Origin of the sequence: Pseudomonas syringae group sp. 247E2, from assembly GCF_032587795.1 — a bacterium.
GTDB lineage: Bacteria > Pseudomonadota > Gammaproteobacteria > Pseudomonadales > Pseudomonadaceae > Aquipseudomonas > Aquipseudomonas amygdali.
This window is the reverse complement of sequence record NZ_JAWHPK010000008.1, coordinates 746,081-765,399: the sequence shown is the minus strand read 5'-3', so window position 1 is coordinate 765,399 and position 19,319 is coordinate 746,081. Positions and strand designations below refer to the sequence as shown.

The 19,319-nt window shown below is 58.2% G+C and carries 14 protein-coding genes and 4 pseudogenes; 9 read left to right on the top strand and 9 right to left on the bottom strand.

The window, feature by feature from the left end:
• The first annotated feature begins 1 nt into the window (after position 1).
• The 3 genes from RYC18_RS10565 (at position 2) to RYC18_RS10555 (ending at position 3,402) form a co-directional block, all read left to right on the top strand.
• Positions 2-934 (top strand): ABC transporter permease, encoded by a 933-nt coding sequence (locus tag RYC18_RS10565; protein WP_005745125.1) that lies wholly within the window; start codon positions 2-4, stop codon positions 932-934.
• Positions 931-2,577 (top strand): ABC transporter ATP-binding protein, encoded by a 1,647-nt coding sequence (locus RYC18_RS10560; RefSeq protein ID WP_316885755.1) that lies wholly within the window; start codon positions 931-933, stop codon positions 2,575-2,577. The genes RYC18_RS10565 and RYC18_RS10560 overlap by 4 nt, the downstream gene beginning before the upstream one ends.
• Before the next feature lie 363 nt (positions 2,578-2,940).
• Positions 2,941-3,402, top strand: coding sequence for a DUF3574 domain-containing protein (locus RYC18_RS10555; protein ID WP_316885754.1), 462 nt, complete (start codon positions 2,941-2,943; stop codon positions 3,400-3,402).
• Between the two features lie 97 nt (positions 3,403-3,499).
• On the opposite strand, the gene RYC18_RS10550 is transcribed toward RYC18_RS10555, so the two are convergent.
• From RYC18_RS10550 to RYC18_RS10540, 3 genes and pseudogenes are all read right to left on the bottom strand, one after another.
• Positions 3,500-3,769 carry a hypothetical protein gene (locus RYC18_RS10550; RefSeq protein WP_316885752.1) on the bottom strand — a complete coding sequence of 90 codons (270 nt, stop codon included), beginning with the start codon at positions 3,767-3,769 and terminating at the stop codon, positions 3,500-3,502.
• Positions 3,770-3,807: 38 nt separating this feature from the next.
• On the bottom strand, positions 3,808-4,452 hold the full coding sequence (locus RYC18_RS10545) for a hypothetical protein (protein WP_316885750.1): 645 nt from the start codon (positions 4,450-4,452) through the stop codon (positions 3,808-3,810).
• A gap of 67 nt (positions 4,453-4,519) precedes the next feature.
• Positions 4,520-5,014: pseudogene (locus tag RYC18_RS10540) on the bottom strand (Hcp family type VI secretion system effector).
• A 529-nt stretch (positions 5,015-5,543) separates the two neighbouring features.
• On the opposite strand from RYC18_RS10540, the pseudogene RYC18_RS10535 reads away from it, so the two are divergent.
• Positions 5,544-6,089, top strand: a pseudogene (locus RYC18_RS10535) (Bro-N domain-containing protein).
• Positions 6,090-6,101: 12 nt separating this feature from the next.
• Here RYC18_RS10535 and RYC18_RS10530 read toward each other — a convergent pair.
• From RYC18_RS10530 to RYC18_RS10515, 4 genes are all read right to left on the bottom strand, one after another.
• The gene (locus RYC18_RS10530) at positions 6,102-8,486 is read right to left on the bottom strand and encodes a TonB-dependent receptor (protein ID WP_316885748.1); all 2,385 of its coding nucleotides are present in this window, start codon (positions 8,484-8,486) and stop codon (positions 6,102-6,104) included.
• A 211-nt stretch (positions 8,487-8,697) separates the two neighbouring features.
• Positions 8,698-9,753: a substrate-binding domain-containing protein gene (locus RYC18_RS10525; protein ID WP_316885747.1), complete on the bottom strand. Its 1,056-nt coding sequence runs from the start codon at positions 9,751-9,753 to the stop codon at positions 8,698-8,700.
• A 24-nt stretch (positions 9,754-9,777) separates the two neighbouring features.
• Positions 9,778-10,782 carry an ABC transporter permease gene (locus RYC18_RS10520; RefSeq protein ID WP_410478361.1) on the bottom strand — a complete coding sequence of 335 codons (1,005 nt, stop codon included), beginning with the start codon at positions 10,780-10,782 and terminating at the stop codon, positions 9,778-9,780.
• Positions 10,783-10,795: 13 nt separating this feature from the next.
• Positions 10,796-12,355, bottom strand: a complete 1,560-nt coding sequence (locus RYC18_RS10515) for a sugar ABC transporter ATP-binding protein (RefSeq protein WP_316885742.1) — start codon at positions 12,353-12,355, stop codon at positions 10,796-10,798.
• Between the two features lie 351 nt (positions 12,356-12,706).
• On the opposite strand from RYC18_RS10515, the pseudogene ehuB reads away from it, so the two are divergent.
• The 4 genes and pseudogenes from ehuB to RYC18_RS10495 all read left to right on the top strand — a co-directional run bounded on the left by ehuB (position 12,707) and on the right by RYC18_RS10495 (position 15,757).
• Positions 12,707-13,578: pseudogene (ehuB, locus tag RYC18_RS10510) on the top strand (ectoine/hydroxyectoine ABC transporter substrate-binding protein EhuB).
• 57 nt (positions 13,579-13,635) lie between these two features.
• Positions 13,636-14,313 carry an ectoine/hydroxyectoine ABC transporter permease subunit EhuC gene (gene ehuC / locus RYC18_RS10505; protein WP_117139360.1) on the top strand — a complete coding sequence of 226 codons (678 nt, stop codon included), beginning with the start codon at positions 13,636-13,638 and terminating at the stop codon, positions 14,311-14,313.
• A gap of 3 nt (positions 14,314-14,316) precedes the next feature.
• Complete coding sequence (gene ehuD, locus RYC18_RS10500) at positions 14,317-14,967, top strand: ectoine/hydroxyectoine ABC transporter permease subunit EhuD (RefSeq protein WP_117139361.1); 651 nt, start codon at positions 14,317-14,319, stop codon at positions 14,965-14,967.
• Positions 14,960-15,757 carry an amino acid ABC transporter ATP-binding protein gene (locus RYC18_RS10495; RefSeq protein WP_117139362.1) on the top strand — a complete coding sequence of 266 codons (798 nt, stop codon included), beginning with the start codon at positions 14,960-14,962 and terminating at the stop codon, positions 15,755-15,757. The genes ehuD and RYC18_RS10495 overlap by 8 nt, the downstream gene beginning before the upstream one ends.
• 67 nt (positions 15,758-15,824) lie before the next feature.
• On the opposite strand, the gene RYC18_RS26435 is transcribed toward RYC18_RS10495, so the two are convergent.
• Together RYC18_RS26435 and RYC18_RS26430 are read right to left on the bottom strand one after the other, a co-directional pair.
• Positions 15,825-16,529, bottom strand: coding sequence for a methyl-accepting chemotaxis protein (locus RYC18_RS26435; protein WP_369812055.1), 705 nt, complete (start codon positions 16,527-16,529; stop codon positions 15,825-15,827).
• A gap of 201 nt (positions 16,530-16,730) precedes the next feature.
• Positions 16,731-17,753, bottom strand: a pseudogene (locus tag RYC18_RS26430) (methyl-accepting chemotaxis protein); the annotation flags it as partial.
• Between the two features lie 315 nt (positions 17,754-18,068).
• Here RYC18_RS26430 and mexE point away from each other — a divergent pair.
• On the top strand, positions 18,069-19,310 hold the full coding sequence (gene mexE, locus RYC18_RS10485; RefSeq protein WP_002553305.1) for a multidrug efflux RND transporter periplasmic adaptor subunit MexE: 1,242 nt from the start codon (positions 18,069-18,071) through the stop codon (positions 19,308-19,310).
• The last annotated feature ends 9 nt before the right edge of the window (positions 19,311-19,319 follow it).

Sequence of the window (19,319 nt, the reverse complement as noted above, 5' to 3'; positions counted from 1 at the left end):
CATGACTATCTTCGACAACCGCCTTGCGCGCCTGACCCGCCTTGTTGATTCCAGTCAAAGCCTTTCCGGCAAAACCGCCCCCGCCGCGCAATGGCGGCGGCGTAGCAACCTGAGTCGCGCCGTAGAGGCCGCCAAGCCTCTGCTGCGTCGTCCGGGGTTTCTGCTCGCGGTGGCAATGGTCGCCTTTGCATTACTGGCCGCGCTGGCACCCAACCTGCTGAGCAGCTACGCGCCTTACGCCACCTCGCCCAGCGACAAGCTCACCGCGCCAAATGCCGCGCACTGGTTCGGCACCGACGAACTGGGCCGTGATCTCTACACCCGCGTGGTACACGGATCGAGCCTGTCGGTACAAGCCGCATTGCTGGCGGTGGGCATCGCCATGGCCGGTGGCCTGAGCCTGGGGGTGATTTCCGGTTTTGCAGGCGGGCGCATCGATGCGGTAATCATGCGCCTGATCGATGTATTACTGGCCCTGCCCGGCCTGTTACTGGCGCTGGCGATTGTCACCGCCATCGGTTTCGGCACCATTCCGGTGGCCATCGCGGTGGGTGTAGGAATCATCCCCGGCTTCGCCCGTACCACCCGCGCCGAAGTGCTGCGGGTCAAGACCCTGCCTTACGTCGAAGCGGCGCGTCTGGGCGGTGCCAGCTGGACCCGAACTCTGCTGCGCCACATTCTGCCCAACGCCTGGGGCCCAGTGGCGGTGCTTGCCACGCTGGATTTCGGTGCAGCGATTCTGGCGACTGCCGGGCTGAGTTTCCTCGGCTTCGGTGCCGAGCCACCGGCTGCCGAATGGGGCACGCTGATCGCCAACGGTCGTCACTTCCTGATGACCGCGCCCTGGGTGTCGCTGCTGCCGGGCCTGTTCGTGGTCGGCGTGGTGTTCAGCTTCAACCACATCGCCCGCACTCTGGAAGAGACTCAACGATGACCGATACCGCTCAACTGATCGACATTCGTCATCTGAGTGTCGCCTACCGTTTCGACGGCCAGACCAACCAGGCCGTGCGCGGCGTCTCGTTTCAGGTGGCCAGGGGCGAAACCGTGGCAATTGTCGGTGAATCCGGGTCCGGCAAGTCGACCCTGGCCAACGCCATACTCGGCCTGTTGCCGGATAACGCGACCATCACCGGCGGCGAGCTGCACGTCGACGGTCACGACCTGAGCCACGCCTCCGAGCGAGAAAAACGTCGGGTTCGCGGCAGCGTGATCGGTCTGGTGCCGCAAGACCCGATGGTCGGCCTCAACCCTACCCTGCGCATCGGCCGGCAAATTGCCGAAGCACTGATTCAGGCCCACGGCCGGCGTTACTTGGCGGTGGATGCCGATGTGCTGGAGTTGCTGCAACAGGTCGGTCTGGACAAGCCGGTATTGCGCGCCCGCCAGTATCCGCACGAACTGTCCGGTGGCATGCGCCAGCGCGTGCTGATCGCCATCGCGTTGGCGGGCAATCCTCGCCTGATCATCGCCGATGAGCCCACCAGTGCTCTGGACGTGACAGTGCAGCGCAAGATCCTTGATCACCTGCAACACCTGGTGGCCGAGCGCGGCATTTCCCTGCTGATCATTACCCACGATCTCGGCGTGGCTGCCGATCGTGCTGACCGTGTGCTGGTGATGAACAAGGGCGAGTTGGTCGAACAAGGCCCGCCGCAACAGATAATCATCACGCCTCGCCATACCTATACGCGCGCACTGATCGCGGCAGCACCGGCTTTCGGCCAGCGCAAGAGCCCGGCAACAGTGCGCCCGGTATCGAGCAGCGACACACCTCTGCTGACCCTGAGCAACATCGGCAAGACCTATCGCCTGCCCTACGTGAAAGGTGAAGACACAGACTTCCAGGCATTGCAGGACGTCAACTTCAAGGTTTATCCCGGCCAGACCCTGGCCATCGTCGGCGAGTCCGGTTCTGGCAAAAGTACTGCGCTGCGCATTGCGCTGGGCCTGGAAAAACCCACGCAAGGGCGAGTTTTGCTGGACGGCCAGGATGTCACCGACCTGGGCTGGCGCGAGTTCAGACCGCTACGGCGACGCATCCAGCTGGTACAGCAAAACCCGTTCGCGGCACTTGATCCGCGCTTCACGCTATTCGAAAGCATCGTCGAGCCACTGGTCTCGTTCGGCCTGCTCAAAGGCCGTGAACTGGAGCAGGCCGCGCGCCAATTGATTGAGCGAGTGCACTTGCCCGTGGCGTATCTGGACCGGCTGCCCCGTGAGCTTTCCGGTGGCCAGCGTCAGCGCGTAGCGATTGCCAGAGCGCTGGCCCTGCAACCGGATCTGCTGCTGCTCGATGAGCCGGTTTCCGCCCTGGACGTGTCGGTGCAAGCGCAGATTCTTGACTTGCTGGTCGAACTGCAATCCGAATCCGGCATCGCCTACGTATTGGTGTCCCACGACCTGGCAGTCGTCGCCAGCGTTGCCCACCAGGTTCTGGTGCTCAAGCAGGGCAAGACCATTGAACAAGGTCCGGCCAGCGACGTTTTCGAACGGCCTGAAGCCACCTACACGCAAGAATTGATTGCCGCGATACCTGGCCGTCGCGCTGAACTGCAGGTCGCCGCGCAGCAGTAATCGACTGAGTCGCACCGATAAAACAAAAAGCCCTGACGCGCAAACGTCAGGGCTTTTTGTTATGGAATGTTTGGGCAGCACTTTAGCGTTGCCTTCTTAACAGTATTAGCATCTGAAAATGACGCTACAGCATCGAAAGCAGCAATATGGATATTCTTTTTAGGTATATACGTACAATAAAAAGAAATAAACATTCTAACAGCCTTTGATTTCAATAGCCTGCACGCGGCGAGTGCTACTTAGGACAAACAGGCTTATTCCTTTCGGTTGTAAAAACCCTTTTTTTATTATTTTATTCCATGCAAAAAGCTTTTTATAGTGAGGCTTCCTCTGACCGCTGCTGCATGCCCCAAGGACTACCCGATGTCTGCACGCCTCCTGTTACCAGGCCTGTTATTGCTGCTGGCCGGCTGCACCGCCTCCTCTGCTCTGCCCATCCATACCACCAACCCGGCCAGTTCGACCCTGATCGGCGACAGCAGCCGCCCGGCGCAAGCGCAATGGCTGCGTACCGAATTGTACTTTTCCGTCGGCGCGCTGGACGACCCGCAACCGCAAGTGAATACGGCCCGCTGGCGCGAATTTCTCGACAAGGAGGTCACGCCACGCTTTCCCGATGGTTTCACCGCATTCGACGCTTATGGCCAGTGGCGTGACAAAGGCGCTGTCCAGCCAGAGCGGTTGAGTACCAAAGTCATCGTGATCCTCCATGAAAACACCGCCAGACGCAGCGCAGACATCGAAGCCATACGCCTGGCCTGGAAACGGGTGACGGGGGATTTGTCGGTGTTGCGACTGTCGCAGCCTGCGGAGATTTCTTTTTGAGTGTGATTGGCTGATTCGCCATTGAACATAGCCTGTACCTGAGGGGTCATTGCCTCACAGGTTCGGCGTTTGATTGCCACGTGAGCGATGTCGGCCGCTAAGCGTACATAGCCAGAATCACGCCAAACAGCATGATCGTTAATATTGCCTCTTTTCTAGAAAACGACACGCCAATGACCACTTGAAAAATGACAGCCATCGCTACCGCCACACCTCGAAAAACTGATCGATTGCTGTCGCCAGGTTCCATGGGCTCGAAGGATGAATAGTGTTGCAGCGGTGCAAGGGAGTCAGGTTCAAACCAGTCATACTGCGAGCCTTGGAAAAACGCATAGGCAAGCAGGCATGTGAGGTAGACGGTGTACACGAAGAATCTGGTTAGGCACTTTTTTACTTTTATAAAACTCATATCACGAGCCGACTGAAGCGTTGCCAGGAATTGACAATGAAATTGCCATAACGAGTATCTCTTTTTATTTCTTCAAGCGATAAATCCATACCGCGGTTATAGCGAGCACCTATAACCCTAACTTCATCCACTCTAATAGAATCGAACAGATCATGGTCAGCAAGCATGCGCAGATGCCTTGCGACTACATTGATATTGTACACATCGCGCTCAAGGCAGTTAGCCAGCCCCCTTAGCTGATCGGTATTCATATCATCCGGGTTAAGCCCTAGCGTACGAGCTGCAGTACGAAGCTGTATGCTAACCCATCCGAAGCTTGTTTTTGCCGGCGGCACTGTCACGACTCTCGACGGAGTACCCAGATGGTCAAAGCTTCTTATCTCGAATGCGACTCTATCTATAAAATTCGGATCTCCCCCTGTTTCAATCCAGCACACCCCGGCCAACAGCTCTACAGGAAGTGAATACTCATCCGCCGATGCTCTAATGTAATGCTTATTGTGGACTAACCACGCATCTTTAAAATTCTTTATATAGCCACGTCCACCAGCAAAGCGCTCAGGCACCAGCTTCCAAATAATGACATCCAGTATACCCCACGCTGGACTATGGTTGGAATTCGTACTGCAAAAATCATTCATATCAAATCCTTGATACCTGACTCACCTACACAAAATATCTGTATTGGAATTCGCGAAGATAAGCGCTTTACGCAAACGGCTTGTTTGCGACCCTGTCCCACCCACCGGAAACCATACCCGCGCTAGCACCGTCTGTGCGACGCTGCTGAGAATATTCAAATTTTATTCGACCATAGTTCAGTGTGATAGACTCTACCGGCAAGCCCGCATGCTCTGCACCCCGCCCACTGACTGTAGAGATTAAAACCTCCTCCATAACAATATCTAGGTATTTAAATTTCTCACTGCCAGCGCGATGCACTCGAAGCGTTACGATTTTGATGTGCGAGCCTTTGCAGCACAGTTCAAACAGCTTCGGCGTTGCGCGGTCTACATATTTACTGATCTGAAAATCTACAAGCGTCACGCCACCAGCGGACGCACCACCGCTTGAACTAGCAGAGTGACTGATCGATTGCACAGCATCATAATGGTAGGATAATAACTCGATTCACCCCTTATGTTCGGCATCCACAGATTCACCTTCAACACCTTCCACTTTCATAAACGTATCAAATGACATGGCGACTTCCTGACATGAGGTTTAAGAAAGCCCAACATACACTGACCTTTTCACTCATTAACAGAGTTCATCACTCGACACTTAACTTTCAGAATGCGCCGTCAGATTTTTATGCCCACTCAATTAGGAAATTCACACCAGCAATGTAGTAATTATCTCACTCAACGTGTAAGAATTTTCCATTGCGCTGCAGCTCCCAAACAACCCAACATACCATCCAGACTTTAGTTCTGCTCGACGAGCTACTATCCCCCGTGCCACCCCACCCCCACCACGCTAACCTCCCCGCCGCTCGCTGCAAAATCAGCGGCTGGGTTTGGCGACCCAAAGAAAAGACAAAATACGCACCATCGCAAAGCAGCCGACTCTATCGGTCTGACTTTCGCGCTATGGCGGCTGTGTGCGGGAGACCTTCGGGTCTGCCGGGGGTTTGTCTTTTTGCCCGGTTCGCCAACCTTCACACAGCTGCCACCCATTCGTTTGGCGACGATTCGTGACGGCTCTTGATAAACAAAAAAGAGTGTCATCCATGCAAAATATTGCTCTCAGAAACACCCACACCGCCTATTTCGACGCCACTCTGTTTCTGCGTCACGGTCGCATGCTGCGCGCCATTTTTACTGACGCCCAAGCCTGGTTCTGTCTGGCCGACCTTGCCCGGCTGATGGGCAAGGCGCTGGACCAGCGCGCCACGCTCAAGCTCGATGCAGACTAGCGTCGCGAGGTCTGGTTGCAGGCCAATGGCGAGTGCCAGCGGCAATTGATGATCAGCGAGTCCAGCACGCTGGCGCTGCTGGTTCATCACTACGTGCCGGAGAACCGCGCGCTGCGTCAGTGGCTGACGCATGAGGTGCTGACAGTTTTGCACGATCAACAGAACGTGACTCTGGACAACCCCAGAATGAGCCAGCTGCAATGGCCGGGCACGTCGCTGAGCGTGCTGCACTGGCGCAGCGAAACCTGGATTCGGTTGCGTGATATGCCGAGTGTGGTGACCGAAGCAGCACCCCGGCCAGAGAGCACGCTATGGCGCAGGGTGTTGAAGCGGATGGAATGCAAAAGCGCCGTTGATTGATGACCCCCACCCTCAAAAACCGTAAGTAGCCCGCGCATAGTAATACGCACCGTTGGTGCCGATTGGTGACAGCACGTCGTACGGCAGATTGCCGCCATAGTTGATTTGTGAGTTGGAACGCTCCGGATAGCGATCCGTGAGGTTATTGCCGCCTACTGCGATGTCGAATGTCGGCGTGAATGTGTACTGCACCTCGGCGTCCAGCTGCCATACCGCGTTGTACGTCTGCTCTGGCTGGGAGTCGCCAAAATCGAACACGCGGGTGGTCTTGCCCTGTCGTGTCAGTCGCCCGAGCAAGCCCCAGTGCTGGCTGGCCCAGTTGGCAGAAAACATCAGGCGGTCACGGGGTGCTGCGTCGGTCAATGTGTTGCGCTCTTCAACACCGACCAGTGCGTCGTCACCAATGCCCAGTGCACTGAGTTGCGAAGGCGTGCCTTTGGTCTTGGTGACTTTGGTGTGGTTCCAGGTGTAGGCCGAGGTCAGGCCCAGTTGCCCGTCGAGCCAGGGCTGGTGATAGTTGAGCACCAGCTCGGCACCGTCAGTGCGGGTATCGGCAGCGTTGGTAAAGAAGTTCACATCGTGGACCCCGGCGACCCCGAGGTTGTTATTGATATATTGCTCCAGCGCATCGCTGCCGATGCGCTGAGAGAAGGTGATGCGATCCTTGACGTCGATGCGGAACACATCCAGTGACGCATCGAAGCGCTCGCTCAATTGCGCGGTGAGGCCGAGGCTGAAGTTTTTCGAGGTTTCCGGCTTCAGGTCTTCGGCACCCAGCGCCCGGGCAATCGGATCATTGACTGATAACACACGAATATCGGTCAGCGTGCCGCCGGTGCCGAAGTTGCTGGTGGTGTGCTGAAAACCGACCTGCGCCAATGACGGTGCCCGGAAATTGTTGGATATGGCGCCGCGCAACGCCAGTTGTTCAGTCAGGCGATAACGGCCGCTGAGTTTACAGGTCAGTTTGCTGCCGGCATCGTCATAATGCTCCCAGCGCGTGGCGGCATCGACGAGCAGGCGGTCGGTCAGGTCGCCGGACAGTTCGGCGTAGGAGCCGAACACATTGCGGTCCAGGTCCACCTCTTCGCTCGGGCGCAGGCCGTTGGCACCATCGGCCCCGGTGCCAAAGTAGGAAGCTGCATCACCGGCGTAGGTCAGGTAATTTTCGTAACGGTATTCACCGCCCAGCGCCAACACGAAGGAGCGTGAACCCAGACGCAGCTCGCGGCTTGAATCAAGGTTGGCGGTGGTCTGGCGCAATTCGTAATCACCGGTATCAAAACGCGTAGGCGAATCCGCCCCCAGGGCAACGTTGAGGGTGCGTTCGGTGGCGGACTCAAAGCGGTTGCGGCCGTGGGTGATGCTGCTGTCGTAATCCCAGTCTTCTCCGATCAGCCCCTTGAAACCCGCTGTGGCCGACAGGTCAGTGTTATCGCCCAGCGATTGCGGCAGGTAGCCGTTGGAGTAGAACTGCGGTTGATCCGTAGGGTAGCGATAGAACTCGGCACCGGTGGTATGCCGCTGGTTGTACGTACCGAATGAATACGCCTTGCCGTTACCCAGTGGCACTTCGCTGTTGAACCAGAGATTGACGTCGCGCGCTACACCGTCGCCCATCACATAGTTGCGCTGCCCCGGAGTGTCGGCAAAGCCGTCGAAACCGGCGCGGTTGGTCGGGTTCCGGTCCTTGTATTCAGTACCACCACGGATGAACCCGCCCTCTTCACCCAGCCGTGTACCGATCTTCGCCGTGGTCAGGCTGTTCTGGCCATCGGTAGTGGTTTTGCCGATAGCCTTCTGCCGGGTGTGGTAGGCGCCATAGGTGGAGGAGACTTCGCCGCCTTGCGGGGCGTCGTCGAGGATGATGTTGATGACCCCGGCAATCGCGTCAGAACCATACTGTGCACCGGCGCCGTCGCGCAGCACTTCAATGCGCTTGATCGCACTGATCGGGATTGAGTTGAAATCCACCGGCGCGGTGCCACGGCCGATCTTCGACGAATCATTGACCAGGGCCGAGGTGTGACGACGCTTGCCATTGACCAGCACCAGCACTTGATCCGGGCTCATGCCGCGCAGTTGCGCCGCACGCACATGGTCGGCGCCTCCGGAGTTGGACTGACGGGGAAAGCTGAAAGATGGCAGCAAGGTCTGCAACGCCTGACCAAGCTCGCCATTGCTGGCACCGGCAGACTTCAAGTCACCGGCGGTCAGCACGTCCACCGGGACCGGCGAGTCCAGTACCGTGCGCGCTTTGCCACGGGTTCCGGTGACCGTTACCGCCCCCAGACGCGTGTCATCGGCACTGTCGGAAGTTTCCTCTGCCTGCGCAGAAAGTTGCGTCAATGCCGACACTACAGCGGCGGCCAGTAATGAACGTGAACGATAATACATACAGCGCTCCTTTAAATCGCAGGCAACACCGGTCCGTGCTGGCATTAAAGCCAGCAAGAGACCCTGCTGTAGTTATATGTTTATATCGGCAAACCCACTGGTGCTCCGCCAACAGCAACTGTTGGAAGGTCAACAATGTTCGAACTTTCTTTCCACTCCTTGCGCTGGCTGAACAACTATTGATTCAGGCTTGCGAAGTGACAGCGCGCAATTATTTGGCGAGCGGAATCCACGGTGCATTGGCAACATCCTTGGCGTCCGCGAATGCCGGTAGTTTCTGCGCAAGATCACGCACGTTCTTTACATCAAGATCAAGCAACTGTTGACGGGTTATCAGCGCTGGCGGCACCTGCACGCGGCTGCCCGGATCTTCACCGGCAATGCGCATCGCCAGGCTGCGCACACTGATTGCGCCAATCACTTCAGGGTTGACGGCGGCCGTCGCCACCCAAGCGCTGTCAGGCTCCTTCATGATCTGGATATCGGAAGTCGAAATATCTGCACTGTAGATTTTGATCTGCTTGCCAAGGCCCGCTTCGTCGACGGCAATCTTCGCCCCTTTGGCAAACTCGTCGAACGGCGCGAAAATCACTTGTAGCCCCGGATTGGCGCGCAGGACGGCACTTGCCTGATCCGCTACAGAGTTGGCAATCGGCGGGTTGAGCGTCCCGAAGCGAGCCTTCTCGACGATGCCGGGGTTGGCTGCCTTGACCTCACGCCAGATATCGTCGCGGCGCTCCATCGGGGTAAAGCCGCCAATGAACACATAGCCCGCCTGGAACGCGTTGCCGTTGTCCTTCAATGCCTGCCCAAGGGCCAGACGCGCGAGCTCGTGGTGATCCTGCTCGACCTGCGTCACTTGCGGGTTACCCAGATCAACGTCGAAGGCAACCACTTTGATACCCTTGGCAACGGCCTTGGCCACGGTGTCCTTGAGGGTTTCTGCGAGGCCCAGCTGAATAATTATGCCATCCACACCGAGGTCGATGGCCTGTTCGAGCATTTCCCGCTGGGTGGCGGCCTGCTGCCGTGCATCGAACAGGCGCAGATTGATGCCTAACGCTGCAGACTGTTTTTGCACGCCGCGCAGGTACGCTTCCGGAAAGTCGCCGGAAAACATGTAACCCACCAACGCGATGTTCACACCGCCCTTGTCGAACGGCGCTGGCGCACCGGCAATCCCGGCCGCATGGGCGCCGCCAGCCAATGTAAAAACCAGTGCCGCAGCAAACAGTCGGCGTAGGCCGCCGTGGATGATTCCGTACATCGTGTATTCCTTTTCCGAAAAAGCTCAGCGCGCCCGTTGCGCGAGGCCGAACGTGAACATCAGAGCGAGGACCAGCACCGCGCCCTTGACGAAATCCTGGGTGTAATAAGGGGCATTGAGCATGGTCAGGCCGTTGAGCAGCGTGGCGACCAGAAGCGCACCTATGAGGGTGCCGAACGCATTGGGCTTGCGAGCCCCGAGCACCGCGAAACCGATCAGTGCCGCGCCCAGTGCGTCGAGCACCAGACCGTTGCCGGAACTCACATCGCCACGCCCCAATCGCGCTGCCAATAACAGGCCGCCCAGCGACGCAAGCAAGGCCGACAGCACGTAGGCCAGCAGCTTGTATTTTTCCACCGGGGCCCCGGCCAGACGCGCCGCGCGTTCGTTGCCACCGATGGCGTAGAACACCCGGCCAAAGCGGGTCAGTTCCAGAAACCCCCAGACCAGCAGCGCCATGACGGCCATGATCAGCACCGGAACCGGCACGGTATCCCACAGCCTGGCGCGGCCCAGCGCGAGAAATCCAGCGCTGAAACTGCCGCTGGCTTCATCGCCATCAGGCAAGGTCATGCCTACCGCAATTGAACGTCCGCCGGTGGGAATCAGCTGCACGCCGATGATCAGGAACATGCTGCCCAGCGTGGCCAGAATGTCCGGTATGCCCATACGCACGATCAAAAAGCCATTGAACAGGCCCACCAGCGCACCACAAGCCAGGCTGATGAAAATGGCCGGCAGCGGCCCCCAATCGAGTACCACCATCACGTAGCTGGCGCACATCACACTCATGGCGGCCACCGCACCGATCGAAAGATCAAGCCCGCCGACCGACATGCTCAGCGTCACACCCAGTGCCAGCAGCGCCACGATGGATACCGACTGAAGGATGATGAACAGGTTGCCAACCCGCAGAAACGCTGGCTCGACGATGGAAAACAGCAGCAGGACCAGCGCCAGCACCAACAGCAAGCCGTAATGGACGATGAAGCGCAGAATGGCGTCGTCACGAGGCGGTTTCCGGGCTATGGAAGGAAAGGAATCAGACAAGAGTGGCTCCTTGAGGCAGTAAAGGCCGGGCGGCAGGCTGCGGCGTAACGCCCGCCAGTTGCGCAAGCAGTTCGTCGCGGTGCAGGCCGGCGCGCGGGTATTCGGCGACCACACAGCCGTCGCGGACCACCAGAATGCGATCGGCTATTTCCAGTGCCTCGTCGGGGTCGGTGCAAATCACCAGCGTCGCGCGCTGTGAGGCACTGGCGCGGATGCGTGTACCGATTTCGCGGCGGGCGCGGATATCCACGCCTTGGAAGGGTTCGTCGAGAATCATTAGACGGCCGTTGCCTAACAGCCAGCGCGCCAGCACGACCTTCTGCTGATTGCCACCGGAAAGGGTTTCCATCGGCACATCGACGCCAGCGCACTTGATCCCCAGGGACTGCACCTGGTCCTGCACCGCCTCGCGCTCCTTGCCCTGGCGGATGAACCCGCCCCGACTGAAACGCGACAGAAATGGCAGCGTCAGGGTTCTGGCCAGCGAAAAGCCTGGCACCAGCGAACCTCGCGCGCGGTCTTCACTGGCCATGAATACCCCACCGGCAATGGCCTGACGCGGTGATTGCGGTGCCCACGGCTGCCCGTCCAGCTCCAGGCTTCCAGCCAGTGGTTTGCGCAAGCCATAGAACAGTTCGGCAATCTCGCTTTTGCCCGCACCCAGTAGACCGATCATGGCCACCACTTCACCTTCGTGCAGGCTGAGGTCAAAGCGCTCACTGTACGCATCGAGCCGGCAGCCCCGCACCTTCAGGACTTCACGACCACTTTCGCTACGCTGATGCGCCACCGCTGCCAGCTCGCTGCCGAGCATGGCCCGCACCGCAGCGGCAAGGTCCAGCGGCGCAGCAAACTCGCCGCTGACGCGTCCGTCACGCAGCACAATGGCCCGATCAGCAATGCGCTGAAGGTCGGACAAACGATGAGAAATGTACAGAATGCACACGCCTTGGGCGCGCAATGTATCGATCAATTCAAACAGGCGCTGCGCCTCGGTAGTCGATAACGATGCGGTCGGTTCATCCAGCACCAGCAGCCTTGGCTGCAACGCCAGCGCGCGCGCCAACACCACCAATTGCTGTTGCGCAGTCCCCAGGCTTTCGATCGGCGCATCGAGCGGCAGGCTCAGTTGCAGCGGTGCGGCGATCTGCGCAGCCCGCTGGTGCAGGCGCTGGCGTTGACTCCAGAATGGTGCGTCCTGCTGGCACAATTCGTCGAGCAGCAGGTTCTCGGCCACGCTGAACCCCTGCACCAGCGCTTGCTCAACGTGTTGATGCACGGCGACGATACCGGCCTGACGCGCCTCCAGCGGTGAGGCAAAACGTGTCGCCCTGCCCCCGACCAGCAACTCGCCAGTATCATGGCGATGGCTACCGGCAAGGATTTTCACCAACGTGGATTTACCTGCGCCATTGGCACCGAGCAAGGCCACCACCTCACCCGGAAAAAGACTCAGATCGATGTCTTGCAATACACGGCTTGAAGCAAACGACTTATTCAGGCCGCTAACGCTGACCCACGCTTCTTCACGAACAATTAGTGGTGCTTTCATGGGCATCTCGACACAAGAAAAAAAACAGACAGAAACAGGGTCAATTCACGCCGAAGTGATGCGAGATATACCCCACTGTAAGCACAGTGCTACAGAGCCTAATGGACTAATCAGCAAGTTATAAATAACCAATAAGCATATAAATAGATGGATTCGCCTGGTGCGTTTTTCAGGCCTGACAACGCAGCGAATAACGTATATGCATATTCGTTATTGATATTTAGATTTATTTTTTAATAGCTATAAGGTGCTGCCTTATGCAAAACGTGCAGTGCGTTAGAACGGACCGCATGCGCAGGTTTACTGCCGCTACATTCGCTTACCCTCTTTCTATTCTTTCGAGCACTTTTAATGAAAGGCATCAACCCCCTGTCGTTCCCAGCCCTGATGGGTTCAGCGCTGTTGCTGAATGCCGTCATTTCGTTTCCCGCCCTGGCCGGGCTGTTGGAAAAAGGTCGCAGCGACGGTCTGACCGCAGGCATTGCCAACGAACAGCCCTATGCCTACATCGGCACCGATGGCAAAGCGACCGGGGCCAACGTAGAGATACTGCGTGCGATTCTCGAACCGCTGGGTATCAAGCAGATCGAGACGCCTATCACCGATTTCGGTTCGCTGGTGCCGGGTCTGGCGGCAGGTCGTTTCGATCTGATCGGTGCAGGCCTGTTCATCAACCCGAATCGTTGCAAGGTGATCTCGTTCTCCAATCCGGTGACGCGATCCGGCGGTGCGTTCATTGTCAAAACCGGCAACCCGCTGAACCTGCACAGCCTCAAGGACGTTGCCAGTAACGGCAAGGCGCGGCTGGCCACGCAACCTGGCAGCAATCAGGTTCAGGAAGCCAAGGACAGCGGTATCGCCAACAGCAACGTGGTGTTGTTTGACAAGGACACCGAGGCATTGGCGGCTTTGCAGGCGGGTCGTGTTGACGTGGTGTATTTCCCGGATGCCGAAGTCATCAGCCTGATCAAGAAGGCCAACAGCCCGGACATCGAGCGCGCCTTGCCTTTCGAGCAGATCCCGGACGCCAATGGCAAGCCGGGCTGGAATTACCACGCCTATGGTCTGCCAAGAATGACCCGGCCTTTGAAAAAGCTTTCAACGAGCAACTGGCCAAACTCCGGGCGTCGGGCGAGTTGCTGAAAATCCTGCAGAAATACGGCTACACCGAAAACGAGCTGGCTGACCCGGCCATCACCGCAGCCCAACGCTGCAACCCATGACCTGCCTCGCCCCGCAAGGGCGTGCAGTCAACGGCCCTGACCCACACGAGTACGGCCATGCCTGTTGATGCTGCAATACTGGAAACCGCCGGCTTCATCGCCAGACAACTGGCCCACGGCGCCTGGATCACCCTGCAGATCACCTTGCTTGCCGAACTGCTGGTGCTGGTGCTGTCGTTTGTAATCGCCCTGATGCGCCTGTCGCCATTCAGGGCGTTACGCTGGTTCGCCACGGTGTATGTCGAAGTGCTGCGTGGCATCTCGGCATTGGTGCTGCTGTTTTATCTGTTCTTCATCCTGCCGCTGTTCGGCATTCGCCTGTCACCCATGACCACGGGTGTGCTGGGGCTGGGCCTGACGTTTTCGGCGTATGGCGCGGAAATAATTCGCTCGGCACTGATCAACGTCAGCCAGGGCCAACGTGATGCTGTGCGTGCGCTGGACTTTGGGCCGATAAGCGCGTTTCGGCGAATTATTCTGCCGCAGGCCCTGCCCTTCATGATCCCGCCGATGGGCAACCAATTGGTCGAGCTGCTGAAAACCACCTCGCTGGTTTCCCTCATTACCCTCACCGACCTGACCTTTACCGGCAGTCAATTGATAACCACGTTGGGCCAGCAAACGCTGATCTGGAGCATCGTGCTGGTCTGCTACTTCGTGATGGCCTGGCCACTGAGCTGGCTGGTCCGGCGCTATGAGCAGCACGCCACCGCGTGGCGTACGACCAGGGGATGAACGATGGAGTTTGATAGCGCATTCGCCTGGTCGATCCTGCCGGAGCTGTTTCAAGGCCTGCTGGTGACCGTGCAGGTCGTGGTGCTGGGGTTCCTGCTCGCAGTGTTGCTCGGTCTGATCCTGGCCCTGACATTGCGCTCGCAGATAACCATCGTGCATCGCCTGAGCAAAGGCTACCTGAGCTTTTTCCGTAATACGCCGTTGATGGTCCAGTTGTATGTGCTGTTCTTCGCGCTGCCGCTGGCGGGCATCACCTTCCCGGCAATAACCACCGGTGTGATAGGTCTTGGCTGCTATTACGCGGCCTATATTGCCGAAGCGTATCGCGGTGCCATTGACGACATCCCGGCCGGACAGTGGGAAGCCGCACGCGCCCTTGACTTCAATCGTGGCGACGCCTGGCGGCGCATCATCCTGCCGCAGGCGTTGAAACCCATGCTGCCGGTGCTCGGCAATTACCTGATCGGCATGTTCAAGGAAACGCCGCTGCTGGCGGTGATCACCATCCCTGAACTGTTTCAGGCTGCCAAGCAGGTCGCCGGCATGACCTACCGTTACAACGAACCGTACACAGTGATGGCGCTGATGTTTCTGGCGATCAGTGTGCCGACCTCGTTGCTGTTCAAATACCTGGAAAGGCGTAGCCATGTCTGATCTCGCACACACCGCAATCCCACCCGTCACCACTGCGCAGATACAGCTGAAACACGTGGTCAAGGACTTCGGCCGCAACCGGATCATCGATCACCTCGACCTGAGCATTCCTCAAGGCCAGAAAGTCGCGTTGATCGGTCCCAGCGGCTCGGGAAAATCAACCGTACTGCGCCTCATCAAGGGCCTGGAAACCTACCAGCAAGGCAGTATTGAGGTCGCTGGCAAAACCGTGCCGGCGCGCAAGGTCCAATGGCAATGGCCTGGCTCACGCAGAGCCCCGGTAGAGCATCGGGTTGGCATGGTGTTCCAGCAGTTCAACCTGTTCCCGCACCTCACCGTGCAGGAAAATGTCACCGAAGCGCCGTTACGGGTACTCAGGCTACCTCGCGAAGAGGCCCTTGAACGCGCGCATCAATACCTGGGGCTGGTCGGGCTTGCACACAAGGCCGATGCCTATCCGAGCCAGCTTTCCGGTGGTCAGCAACAACGTGTAGCGATTGCCAGAGCGCTGGCCATGCGCCCGCAGGTCATGTTGTTCGATGAAGTTACCTCGGCGCTCGACCCGGAGCTGGTCGGCGAGGTGCTGTCGGTGATTCGCTCGATTGCCCACGAATTTCAGATGACCATGTTACTGGTTACCCACGAGATGAAATTCGCTCAGGACATCGCTGACCGAGTGCTGTTCATGGAGGGCGGCCGCATCGTGGCAGACGGCACCCCGGGCGAAATTCTGCTGAATCCGCAAAACGAGCGAACCCGAAGGTTTTTGCAGTTGGTGGAGCAGCGCTGATTGCCAGCGCTGCTCTTTTTGCAGGGTGAGACTTTTGGGCCTCGCGACTTTTTGAAAGTGGCTGCAATCAGATCCGGAAGCGCGCAACCATGCCTTGCAGGTTGCTGCCCAGGCGCGCCAGTTCCACGGTAGACGCCGCGCTTTGTTCGGTGGCCGTGGCCGACTGATCGGCGATGTCCCGTACGCTGATGACACTGCGATTGATTTCGTCGGTGACGGCGCTCTGCTCTTCAGCGGCAGCAGAAATCTGTTGGCTCATCTGTTCGATGGTCCCAATCGAATGAGTGATTTCAAGCAGCGATTCTTCGGCCTGCCGCGCCAGCGCCACTGTGCCTTCGGTACGTTGACGGCTGGCATTCATCAGCTCCGATGCCGCGCCGGTGCCATCCTGCAAGGACTTTATCAGCGCCTCGATTTCAGTCGTGGATGACTGTGTACGCTGAGCCAGCGAGCGCACCTCATCGGCCACCACGGCAAAGCCGCGCCCCTGCTCACCCGCACGTGCGGCTTCGATCGCCGCGTTGAGGGCCAATAGGTTGGTTTGTTCTGCGACCGCCTTGATCACATCGATTACACCGCCAATCTTGTCACTGTCCTGTATCAGGCGCTGCATGGCCTCGCCCAGTTGCCCCACTTCACCGGCAAGCTGGCTGATTTCACGCGTGGCGTGTTGCACCACGCTGCTGCCATGAGCAGCACGATCACTGGCCTGTCTGGCGGCCTGCGATGCATCTTCAGTGTTCTGCGCCACTTCCTGAACGGTGGACGCCATCTGGTTCATGGCGGTCGCTACCTGATCGACTTCCAGTTTCTGCTGAGTGACGCCCGCGCTGGTCTGTTCGCTGACGGCTGAAAGCTCCTCGGCCGCCGTGGCGATCTGTGTCACACCATTACTGATACCGCCAATCAGGGTGCGCAACGATACGGTCATCTGGTGCATGGTGTTTTGCAGCAGGCCCAGCTCATCCTGGCGAGTGGTGCTGAGGTCATTGGTCAGATCGCCGTCGGCAATTCGACGCGCAGCGATCACCGTGGAATCGAGCGGACGAGTAATCTGACGGGTAATCAGAATCGCCGCGAATATGCCCAGCAGCAATACGATCACCGCCACCGTGAGCAACTGGGTGACCGCACTGTCTTTTTCTTTATTGGCACTGACTACCTGGCCCGCCATCAGCTTTTCGGTACTGGTGACGATGTCCATTGACTGCTGGCGAAGGCTGTCGCGAATCTGATCGCTCTGTTGCATCAACTGCGAGATGGAGACCATCAACGATTTGTACTGTTGCAGTGCCCTGAGCGCCTCATCCACTGCCGGGCCGGCCTTGTTCGGCAATTGGTTGCGCGCACTGCTCACCTGAGCGATCAGTGAGTCGGCAGCATCGAAGGTGATCTGCCTGTTTTCAGCGGTCGGGATACTGATATAACGGCGAAACACCAGGCGAAAACTGGTCATGCCATTGCGCAGGTCGCCGGCAATCTTTACCTGGTCGATACCGCTTTGATCCAGCGAGCGGGAAACGTCGTCGAAGGTCTTTTGCAGGAGTGTCTCGAAGCTTCCGCTCACCTGCTCGGAAATGGTGATCAACGGCTGCATGGCCTGATCAATTTGCCGATTATTATCGACCAACTGGCTGAACGTTTGTCTCAAGCCACCCACCTGATCACGAATACCTCTGAGAATATCGGCATTGGCCGGAACAGTCAGAAGCTTCAGGCCGTCCTCGATGGTCTTGCCCAGGTTGTCCAGAGCGACCGTGTAGCCCTGCGAATTGCTCGCGTCAGGCTTGGCAGTATAGGCCTGCGCAGCGATCCTGAGGCTTAGCGCATCGGCCTTTACTTCAGAAACTTTGGCTGCCTTGCCCAGCCGTTCGATCAGCAGGTTGGTGCTGAGGTAGCCGATCGCGGTGACCGTCAGCACACCCAGTAGTATCAGACCGAAGCCTATACTCAGCTTTTTGCTGACCTTCAAATTGTCCAGCCATGTCGACTTCATCAAATTTTTCCTCGGGATTTATCGTAATACTCAAGGATCGACTGTTCGCTGGACAACTTGATAGCGGCGGCGATTGCAAAGATTGATCGAAGAGATAGCAATATGACATGAGCTTTTTGGCTCGCCATAAGGGGAGCATTCTCAGCCCCGAATTCCTGGCCACCATTCACCTTGCGGGTCACTCGGAGGCAGGTTTTCGAAGACCTATGGGTACTCATCATTGCCAGTGATAGTAACCTTCGGTTTATTCGATTCGTTAATAACACCCTGTGCGCAACAGAATCCGCCCATTCCTTACTATCGGCGGAACTTCCCATGCACCAGACACTCAGCCATCTGCGCTACCCCCTCACCGCCCTCGCCCTTATCGTTATCAGTGCTTGCGGCCGCGCGCCGGAAGCCACCAGTGCGCCTGGCGCAGCCAAGGTCAGCGTGGCCAAGGTGCTGGAGCAGCCGATCAACGAATGGGATGAATTCACAGGTCGTCTTGAAGCGCCGGAAACCGTCGAGGTTCGCCCAAGGGTGTCTGGTCAGATCGATCAGGTAGCGTTCACCGACGGTTCGCTGGTCAAGAAAGGCGACCTTCTTTTCCAGATCGACCCGCGCCCGTTCCAGTCCGAAGTTCGTCGTCTTGAGGCACAGCTGCAGCAGGCCCGTGCCGTTGCACTGCGCAGCGACAATGAAGCCCAGCGCGGCGAGCGTCTGCGTACCAACAACGCGATTTCCGCCGAGCTGGCCGACTCGCGCACCACCTCGGCGCAGGAAGCCAAGGCCGGTGTCGCGGCCATTCAGGCGCAGCTGGATCTGGCTCGACTGAACCTCAGTTTTACCCGTGTTACTGCACCGATTACAGGTCGTGTCAGCCGTGCAGAGATCACCGCTGGCAACATTGTGACCGCAGATGTCACCGCGCTGACCAGCGTGGTCTCCACCGACAAGGTCTACGCCTACTTCGACGCTGACGAACGCGTGTTCCTCAAGTACACCGAGCTGGCCCGCAAAGGCCAGCGCGGCCAGACCACTCCGGTGTACCTGGGCCTGTCCAACGAAACCGGTAACCCGCACCTGGGCCAGATGAACTTTGTCGACAACCAGGTCAACCCCAGGACCGGCACCATTCGCGGTCGTGCGGTGTTCGATAACGCCGACGGTGATTTCACCCCCGGCCTGTATGCCCGTCTGAAACTGGTGGGCAGCGGCACTTACTCGGCGGTGCTGATCAATGACGAAGCGGTGGGCACCGACCTGGGCAAGAAGTTTGTGCTGGTCATGGACAAGGACAACAAGCCTGCCTACAGAGCTGTCGAGCTGGGCCCGAAAATCGAAGGCCTGCGCATTGTGCGCAACGGTCTGGGCAAGGACGACACCATCGTCGTCAAAGGCTTGCAGCGCGTGCGTCCGGGCCAGCCTGTAGACCCTGAAGTGACACCGATGGCCAGCGCCGACACCCTCGCAGCATTGCTCAAACAACGCCAGGCTCTTGAAGCCAGCAACCTGCCACAAGTGGCGCCCAAAGCGGCCGTCAAAATCGCCAGCGCCACTGCACCGCGCGGCTAAGGGACTTGT